9 protein-coding genes and 1 pseudogene are annotated in these 8776 nt (G+C 62.8%); 9 read left to right on the plus strand and 1 reads right to left on the minus strand.

Annotation, left to right across the window (positions count from 1 at the left end):
- The 9 genes and pseudogenes from I5M_RS32640 to I5M_RS04710 all read left to right on the plus strand — a co-directional run.
- Positions 1 to 940: pseudogene (locus I5M_RS32640) on the plus strand (hypothetical protein); the annotation flags it as partial.
- Positions 941 to 1064: 124 nt separating this feature from the next.
- Positions 1065 to 2360 carry a hypothetical protein gene (locus I5M_RS04675; RefSeq protein WP_022720345.1) on the plus strand — a complete coding sequence of 432 codons (1296 nt, stop codon included), beginning with the start codon at positions 1065 to 1067 and terminating at the stop codon, positions 2358 to 2360.
- 18 nt (positions 2361 to 2378) lie between these two features.
- Positions 2379 to 2888 (plus strand): hypothetical protein, encoded by a 510-nt coding sequence (locus I5M_RS04680; RefSeq protein WP_022720346.1) that lies wholly within the window; start codon positions 2379 to 2381, stop codon positions 2886 to 2888.
- A gap of 275 nt (positions 2889 to 3163) precedes the next feature.
- A complete protein-coding gene (locus I5M_RS04685) occupies positions 3164 to 3829 on the plus strand; it encodes a flagellar hook assembly protein FlgD (protein WP_022720347.1) in 666 nt (221 codons plus the stop codon).
- Positions 3830 to 3847: 18 nt separating this feature from the next.
- On the plus strand, positions 3848 to 5113 hold the full coding sequence (gene flgE / locus I5M_RS04690) for a flagellar hook protein FlgE (RefSeq protein WP_022720348.1): 1266 nt from the start codon (positions 3848 to 3850) through the stop codon (positions 5111 to 5113).
- A gap of 2 nt (positions 5114 to 5115) precedes the next feature.
- On the plus strand, positions 5116 to 5376 hold the full coding sequence (locus I5M_RS04695; protein ID WP_022720349.1) for a hypothetical protein: 261 nt from the start codon (positions 5116 to 5118) through the stop codon (positions 5374 to 5376).
- Between the two features lie 28 nt (positions 5377 to 5404).
- Positions 5405 to 5848, plus strand: coding sequence for a hypothetical protein (locus I5M_RS04700; RefSeq protein ID WP_031335394.1), 444 nt, complete (start codon positions 5405 to 5407; stop codon positions 5846 to 5848).
- 27 nt (positions 5849 to 5875) lie between these two features.
- Positions 5876 to 7639, plus strand: coding sequence for a flagellar hook-associated protein FlgK (gene flgK, locus I5M_RS04705; RefSeq protein WP_022720351.1), 1764 nt, complete (start codon positions 5876 to 5878; stop codon positions 7637 to 7639).
- Positions 7640 to 7652: 13 nt separating this feature from the next.
- Positions 7653 to 8561 (plus strand): flagellin, encoded by a 909-nt coding sequence (locus I5M_RS04710; RefSeq protein WP_022720352.1) that lies wholly within the window; start codon positions 7653 to 7655, stop codon positions 8559 to 8561.
- Between the two features lie 28 nt (positions 8562 to 8589).
- Here I5M_RS04710 and I5M_RS33315 read toward each other — a convergent pair.
- Positions 8590 to 8776 (minus strand): hypothetical protein (locus I5M_RS33315; protein WP_210161611.1); only part of this gene is annotated, 187 nt, incomplete at its 5' end.

Below are 8776 nucleotides of genomic sequence, written 5' to 3' on the forward strand. Positions count from 1 at the left end.
GCACGCGTTGATGCTGGAGCAGATCTGCTGCTCGGGCGAGGGGTCGGTACGCGACTATCACGGCAGCCGTGTGCTGCGCGAACCCAATCCGCGCTCTGTGGCGCAGATCGGCCTTTGTGCGGAGGTCCAGGCCGGTGCATTGGCATTCGCCGATGTCTCGACGGAAGTCGCCTCGGCCTTCAGGCTGGCGCCCTATGCCGATCTGAAGCGTACTGCGGCTTGGAGCGCTGCTGTCATCGGCCGTCTTCTGCTGCTGCCAGACGACGAGGAATTGTCGCTGCTGAACGCCTTCCAGCACGACGTCAATCTCGGCACGTCCACCCTGTCGCCGATGGTCGACGGGGCGTTCATCCATCGCCAAATTCTGGCGCGCGGATTCGTCGGCGCGTGCAATACGGTCCCACCGCCGATGTGGATTGCCGGCAGCTTCGCCGCGCTGTCGCCCGCCCACGCTTATTGGTACACGCTGTTCGGGGCCAACCGTCTGTCGACCGATGTCCTCGGTGAAACCGCGTGCGGCTCGGTCCAGATCGGCTTGGTTCGCGCCGACGGCGTTGTTTCGCTGGAGACCGTGACGGTGTTTCTCACCGGCATGGGAGATCTGCGGGTGCGCGTGCCGGTCTCGACCGCAATGGCGACCGCGGCCATAGCGCTGCCGGTCGGAAAGCTGGCGCCGGAGGGAATGCTCGACGGCGTCGTCGTTCAGCGCGCCAAGACTGTTGCCGAAGCGGCGATGTCGCAAGAGGTTTCGAGCGTTCCGACAAGGCTGCTGGTCGACGCCGGCCTGCGCCGCAACGGTCGGTATTACCAGGCCGAATCCGACGAGGTGTGTCTGTTGGTGCAGGTCGAACCGCTGCGAACACCTGTGGCGATCTACACCCTGGCGTTGACTCCGATCGGAGCCCGACGGCTTGCAGTGGCGTTGCCGGACTCGCGGTAGCAAATTTTTGCGTCGGAAGTTGAAATCTTGCCCGCCTGATTGCCGGCGCTCGATCGTTCAAGGTGAAGCTCCCACTTTGTGATCGACGGCTTTGCACCCAATTTGCGATACAGAGACTTCCAACTTGGACAGCGTTCTGCGGTCGGCGAGTGTCAAGCTCAACGCGGCTCAGCGTCGTCGGCTCGCCTGGCTGGCCGATCGGCTCGGTCAGCCGAAACTCTATCAGCGCGGCGAGCGTGTTGTCGAAGACGACCGGCTGCTGATCGTCACGGATCCGCTCAATAGCGCCGGTGCGCAGCTGTTCTATAGCGCGATCAATGCCGGATCGGTCGTTGTCCTGCCGTTCAGCGAGAACCCGGCGTTCGATTTCCTGAAATCCAAGCTCACTGAGTACGGCACTGTCGGCGCCGGCGGTGCCGATGGGCCGCATGAAATGTGGTGGGGCGGTGTCGGCTTCGCCGAAGGGGTGATCCCCACAAGCGCACCGGGCCGCCTTCGCGTCGTCTCGTGCTATCCGCGGCGGAGCGGGGAAGCGGCTGCCATCCGACTGCAGCGCGCCACCGAGCAATATGGCTTGCCGGCGCATATCGAGCCGCTCGACTCCGAGAGCGACGACGACGGGCTGCGCTGCTTGGAGAAAGTCGAGTTCCTCAGCCGCATGTTCGCGCGTTACACGGAACCGCTGCTGTTTGTCGAAACTGGCGCCGACATTCACCAGTTGCCGTTGCTACCGGCGCGGTTGGCGGCCGACGTCGCGATCCACAAATGGAATCGTTGGGAGATGTCGGCGCGAACTGTGTATCTCGGCCGAACCAAGGCCGCCGAAGGCTTCCTTGCCGTATGGCAGCAGCTCGCCGCACTGTGCCCGACGATTTGGGACGGCGCCTTGCTCGACCAGGCCTGGTGTCTGGCGTCTTCGCAGTGCTGCCTCGACACTGTGTGGCTGCCCCGCTCGTACCACGCCCTGCAGGGGGATGTGGCCGAACATAAAGCCACGATCGTCCACGACCTCGCCAGCACGACGGCGGATCTCGGGCCCGATCCCAGCTTCGCTGCGATTGCCCGCGCACCGCGCCGCGCCGGACGCACCGGATCCCGTGACTCCCAGGTGGTGATGCAGTCGGCGACCTCATCGACCGACAGCGTCGCCGTGATCCTGCGCGACATTGCATCTGCCGATGCGCGCGCCGTCGCCAGCACGCTCGAAGAGACGACCTCCGCGTTCGCGCAGGAGTGCGGCGGATTCGGACGGCTCGAAGTGACGTTGTGCGCTTGGGCCGATGATCTGGCGGCAGCGCGAAGCGCCGCGCGCTCGGCCCGCGCCAGCCTGCTCGAGATTACGCCCGGGCAGCACATCCCGCGCGACATCTTCGTGTCGCTGCCCCGGCGCGGCGGCGCTACCTTGTCTACGCAGCACTAAAATCCGGACGGATCGCAGATGCTCAAGACAATCATCCTGCTGACCGGTAGCCCCGATCATCTGCACGCGCTGTCGCTGCTGCTCCGCGAGCACAATCCGGGCCTGTCGATCTGCACCGACGTGGCGGCGTCGGAGCTCGATCTGCTCGAGCCCGAAGAATTGCGCGATGCCAGGTTGGTCTGCTTCGGCAATGCGGGTCCGATTCCGGACAACCTGGTTCGGCAGATTGGGCACGGCGCCTACCGGTTCTATTCGGCCGCCGTGCAGCATCCGGCGCATGCGCCGAGCACGGCAGCGGAAGCCGCGGAGGACGCCGCCTGCCTGTCGGTGATCGCGCAAGCGATCGGCAACGATCCGAGATTCGATGCCGTCATCGGCATCGAGACCGTGACGCTGCCTCCCGACGTCGAAACCGCGGCACGCGAACGCATTGCCTTTACCAAGCTCGCCCATCTGTTCTGGCGGATGTCGCACGCGATAGCCTGCGAAGCTGAGCTCTCCGACGTCGAGCGGAAACGCCTCAACTAAACTTTGACCGATACTTGCGACCGATCCGGCCGACACATGCTGCGGTCGCGAGGCGACGTTCGATGTTCCGATCCAGGCCACGACATCGGCGGTACGCACCTGCGGGCGGCAAATTCTGCCGACTAATCAATCTGTTCGCGGCGAATGAATCCGCGCCTGGAAAGCCGGGCCGGGCCGTTTGATCAGCAGACGACCTCAACGGCCGTCGTTCCTCGATCCTCACTTCTCACGACGCCTTCGCTGCGATCACGCGCGGCGGGCTGGAGGCTTGCGACATGACGAGCGTTGCCGCCACGACTTCGTCGGCTACGACAACACAGGCCACGACGAGCTCATCGGATTCATCTTCGACGATCAGCTCGACCGATTTTCTGAATCTGCTGGTCAGCGAGCTGCAGAACCAGGATCCGCTCAATCCGACCAGTACGACGGACTTCATCAATCAGGTCACGTCCTACGCCAACTTCACCGAGCAGCAGCAGACCAGCGCCAGCATGAGCTCGCTGGCGAGCTCGTTCTCCAGCCTGGTGACGCTGAATTCGGTCAACTACATCGGCCACACCGTCCAGGCCAAGACCAACACCGCGACATTGTCGGATGGCTCGGCCACGTTCGGCTATTCGCTGTCGTCGTCATCGTCCAACGTCTCGATCACCATCGCTGACTCGTCCGGCAACACGGTGTGGACCGGCACCGGCACCGGCAACGCCGGGACTAACAGTTTCACCTGGGACGGCAAGGATCAGAGCGGCAATCAGCTGTCCGACGGCGGCCAATACACCATGTCGGTGACGGCGACCGATAGCGCCGGGAACTCCGTCTACCAATACTCGACCATCTCCGGCGTCGTCACCGGCATCGATGCATCCACGAGCACGCCGTCGCTCCTGGTGAACGGCGTTCCTGTCAGCGCCAGCAACATTATCGGCGTCAGTTCCTGATCTGGACGGAGCATCGTTATGAGTCTCAGCGGCGCACTATCTTCGGCGATCTCGGCGCTCAGCGCCCAGAGCCAATCGTTGTCGATGATTTCCGACAATATCGCGAATTCCGACACGACCGGCTACAAGACCACCTCGGCGATGTTCGAGGATCTGGTCACGGCGTCCAGCACCTCGTCGTCCTACGCCTCCGGTGGTGTCACGGTTTCCGGGCGTGCCAACATCAGCCAGCAGGGCTTGCTGGCGGCGACTTCGAATGCGACCGACGTCGCCATCCAGGGTAGCGGCTTCTTTGCCGTCAGCGATGCGCAGACTAACGGGAATACATACTACACGCGCAACGGCGCGTTCTCGATCGATACTTCCGGTTATCTCGTCAACAACGGATACTATCTGGAAGGCTGGCGGACGGATGCGGACGGCAACGTGACCGGCGAGGCCTCGTCGGCCAGCCTAAAGCCGATCGACACCCAGGTCGCTTCGACCAGTGGCAGCGCTACCACCACGACGACCATCGCGGCTAATCTGCCGGCCGACGCCGCGACGGGCGCGACCTACACCAGTTCGATGACGGCCTACGATTCGCTGGGGACCGCCAACTCGATCCAGATCACCTGGACCAAGACCGACGCCAACACCTGGTCGGCGAGTTTCGGCAATCCGACGCTGTCGTCGGATTCGGCAACCACCACGGGCACAACGACCGGTTCGGTATCTCTCAGCTTCAACAGTGACGGATCGCTGGCATCGACCAATCCCAGTCCGCCCACGATCGCCGTTTCGGGTTGGACCGACGGCGCCAGCGACAGCACGATCGCGCTCAATCTCGGGACCGTCGGCAAGACTGACGGTCTCACGCAATACGCGTCGGGCTCGTCGTCTCCGAGCATCAACGTCACCAGCATTTCGTCTGACGGATTAGCCTACGGCAAGCTGTCGAGCATCGCTGTGGGCAAGAATGGTCTGGTCAACGCCACCTATTCGAACGGCCAGACCATCGCGATCTACAAGATCGCGGTCGCGACCTTCAAGGATCCCAACGGGCTATCGGCTAACAGCTACGGGATGTATTCGGCGACGTCGGATTCCGGCAATCCGTCGCTCCAGGGCTCCGGAGACAATGGTGCGGGCACCATCTACGGCAGCGAGCTGGAGTCGTCCACGACCGATACGAGCAGCCAGTTCAGCAGCATGATCTCGGCGCAGCAGGCCTATTCGGCGGCATCGCAGGTGATCACGACGGTGAACAAGATGTACGACACCTTGATCTCGGCGATGCGCTGACGATGAGCGGTGAGATCGACAAGCATCTGAACTCCTCCGACCTGATGGCCACCATCGAAAGGTTGAAGCTGAGGGCCGCCTCGGTGGCCAAAGGCGACGAGCTGCAAATGATTGCGCTCGTCGACGAAATTCAGAGGATCCGCGCCAAATTGGTTCGCGGGCGCGACCGGGTGGCGAAAGAGTTGGAGCGCGCCGCCGCGCGGGACGTGGCGATCGCCGCCTATGCGCGCGGCGCGCGTTCCGGCCGGAATGGTCGGCATTGAGACGATGGTCGAAAACAGGGACTTGAAGATGAAACAGGAACGCAAGCCCGGTATCAGCGACGAACGCGCGCTGGCGATGATCCAATTGATCGACGAATTGATTGCGGTGATCGACGACGAGAACGCCGAGCTGGCCAGGGGGCTACCGGCGTCGCGTCTCAAGCAGGTCGACGACAAGGCGCGGCTTGCTGATGTGTTCGAGCGGTGGGTCGCCGAATGCACCAGCGGTTCGAACGTGATTCACGTCCAGAATCGCCAGCTCCGCGACCGTTTACTCGACCGCATCCTGCAACTGCGCGGCTCGATGGACGAAAACCTCGTTCGGCTGCGTGCGGCGATCGAAGCCAGCAACCGCCGGATCGAGGCGGTGATGCAAGCGATCCGTGAACAGCTCGCCAATTCCTCGCCCTACGGCGCCAGGGGCACCCGGACGGCGCGCCCGATGTCCTCCGGGACGAGCATCCGCGCCTGACGAGCGGCGCCGACGACGGAGGCTGGGATGTCGCTCAACACCGCGCTCAATATCGCATTCAGCGGTCTGTCGGCGACGCAGCTGCAGATCTCCGTCGCCTCCGCCAATATTTCCAATGCGGATACCAAGGGCTATACGCGGAAGACCGCCGACCAGGAAAGCAGCGTCACGGCCGGTGTCGGCACCGGCGTCACCGTCACGGGCATCAGCAGCAGCGTCGACAAGCTGTTGTTGAAATCGCTGATCGCGTCCAACTCCGATCTCGGTTCGGCCGACACCACGAACAACTATCTGAGTTCGCTTCAGCAGCTCTACGGCACCACCACCACCTCGGACGGGACCAGCGGAACCTCGCTGGCGAACTCGTTGGCGTCCCTGGAGTCGGCGCTGTCGTCGCTGGCGTCGACACCGACCAGCAGTTCGCAACAGGCGAACGTCGTCGATACGCTCGATGCGCTGGTGTCGCAGCTGCGTCAGACCTCCGATGGCATCCAGGAGCTGCGCGGCAATGCCGACCAAGATATTTCCACCGCGGTCGGCAGCATCAATGACGACCTGACACAGATCGCGGATCTCAATACGGCGATCAAACAGGCCGCGGCTGCCGGCCAATCCACCGCCGATCTCGAGGACCAGCGCAATTCGGCGCTGCAGGACATCTCCTCGCAGATGAACATTTCCTACTTCACCGCGCCGAACGGGGATTTGCAGATCTACACCGTATCCGGCCAGGCGCTGGTCGACAGTAGCGCCCATTCATTGAGTTATACGACCGCCGCCAACGTCGTCGCTTCGACGACCTATGCCAGCGGCGGCTTCAGCGGCATCACTGTCAACGGGGTCGACATCACCTCGCAGATCACGTCTGGAAAAGTCGGGGCGTTGATCACGCTGCGCGACTCGACGCTGCCGTCGATGCAGTCGCAGCTCGACGAGCTCGCGACGCAATTGGCTTCGAGCCTGAACGCCGCGTCCAACGCCCAGACGTCGCTGCCACCGCCTTCGAGCCTGACCGGCTCGGCTTCCGTCTCGAGCAGCGATGCCCTCTCGGCGACCGGCACCGTGCGGCTCGCGGTCACCGACCAGAGCGGCAAACTGGTGTCGTATGCCGACCTGGATCTGTCGTCCTATTCGACGGTCGGGGGGCTCGTCAGTGCCATCAACGGAATTTCGGGGCTGTCCGCCTCGATCAACGCGGACGGACATCTCGTCATCAGTACCACGGACAGCGGCAACGGCGTTGCGATCAATCAGATGAGCAGCGCGGTGGGCAGCGCCAGCGCAGGGTTTTCGGATTACTTCGGACTCAACGACCTGGTGACTGCAACGGGAGCGTCGGACATCGCTGTCCGGAGCGATCTGCTGTCCGGATCGTCTTCGCTGTCACTCGCTACGCTGGATTCGTCTTCGTCGTTGACGACTGGCGCGACCGTCGTGTCGTCGACCGCCGCCAGCGCGATCAACTCGCTCTACGACACCCTGACGACCTCGACAAGTTTTGCTGCCGTCGGGGGGCTCGCCGCCACTACTGGCTCATTTGCCGACTTTGCGGCGGCGATCGTTTCCAACGTCGCAACCCGAGCCTCGCAAGCTTCCAGCACCTATACGGCGAAGGAAGCCACGCAATCTGCCTATGCCAGTTCGCTGTCGTCGCAGTCCGGTGTCAATCTGGACGAGGAGACGGCGAATATGAGTACGTTGCAGAACAAGTACAGCGCCGCTTCCGAATTGATCCAGGTCATCAATTCGATGTTCTCGGCGCTGATCACAGCCGTCCAGTCGACCGGCTGAGTGGAGTAGGCCGGTGATGATGCGAATCGCAACCTTCGCACAGTCGAGCCAGATGATCTCCGACGCGATGCGGATCGAGGCCAGCACCGCCTCGTTGCAATTGCAGGAATCGTCGGGCGTCAAGTCGGAAAGCCTTGCCGGCTACGGCTCCGACTCCCAGCACGTGGTCAACTTGCAGGTCAGCATTTCCCGCGCGCAATCCTATATCGACGCCGCGACGCTGGCCGACAGCAAGGTCCAGGTGATGTATTCGGCTGTCGGATCGATGACCGACATCGTCACGCAGCTCCGTTCGCAACTCACCGCGGCTTCGAACGGCAGCTCGACATCCGGGGCGTCGGCGATCAGCTCGGCGCAGGAAATGCTGCAATCGATGGCCTCGCTGTTGAACAGCCAGTACGATGGCCAATACGTGTTTGCCGGCGGCAGCACTGACTCCGCTCCGGTCGATATCTCGACCTATACGTCCGGCACCGGCAGCACGACGACGGCCGACACCAGCTACTATAGCGGCGACGATCAGATCGCCGCGGTCCGGGTCGGCACCGACAATTCCGTTTCGTACGGCGTCACCGCGGACAATCCGGCATTCGAACAAGTGATGCGCGTGCTGCGCTTCGTCGCCAACAGCTCGTCGCTGTCGTCCAGCGACATCTCGCAGGCGCTGGACCTCGCCAACACGGCGCTCGATGCCACCACGACCGTCCAGGCGAAGCTGTCCAACGCCGCCTCCGCGATCGAGTCCGCCAGTTCGCGCCAGAGCGACTACAAGAGTTTCGCGCAATCGCTCGCCGGCAATCTCACCTCGGTCGACGTCGCCGCCGTCACGGCGCAGTTGTCGACCTATCAGTCGCAACTGACGGCGTCGTATTCGGCAATCGGTAAGATCCTCAGTATGAATCTCGCCAATTACATCAAGTGACGCCGCCAGTCCGACGAAGCTGTGCTTGCTAGTCTGGCGATAGAATTATGACTCCGTCATTGCGAGGAGCGAAGCGACGAAGCAATCCAGCTCCGTGCACTGAGCTGGATTGCTTCGCTTCGCTCGCAATGACGTGGAAACTCTTTGCCTGGATGGCTAACCCTCGCCAGATGTTCGCGATCGCTTCGATTAAAGGGGTGAACTGCTCTAGAATT

The sequence above is a fragment of the Rhodopseudomonas sp. B29 genome, from assembly GCF_000333455.1.
Classification (GTDB): Bacteria; Pseudomonadota; Alphaproteobacteria; order Rhizobiales; family Xanthobacteraceae; genus Rhodopseudomonas.